General features: G+C 30.1%; 1 pseudogene. It reads right to left on the bottom strand.

Features of this window, described 5'->3' with window-relative positions:
• Positions 1-266, bottom strand: a pseudogene (gene ddl, locus RYX56_RS22880) (D-alanine--D-alanine ligase); the annotation flags it as partial.

Raw genomic sequence — 266 nt, 5'->3', positions numbered from 1 at the left:
CTATAACAAGCTTACGGTCAAATTGGAATGCTTCTTTAATACCTTCTTTAAGTTCCGCTTCATTATTACATTTACTGATACCTACACTTGACCCTAAGTTAGCAGGTTTAACAAAGACTGGGTAATTTAATTTATCATTTACTAATTTTAAAATGTTATGTTCATATTTTTCATATTCAGAACGTAAGAAACTAATATAAGGTAACTGTGGTAACCCTCGATGTTCAAATAATTGTTTCATTACAAGTTTGTCCATAGAACTTGCA

It is taken from the genome of Alkalihalophilus lindianensis (genome assembly GCF_032843265.1).
Classification (GTDB): domain Bacteria; phylum Bacillota; class Bacilli; order Bacillales; family Bacillaceae_D; genus Alkalihalophilus; species Alkalihalophilus lindianensis.
Note: the sequence above shows the minus strand (reverse complement) of the source record. Positions and strands in the feature narration are given on the sequence as shown.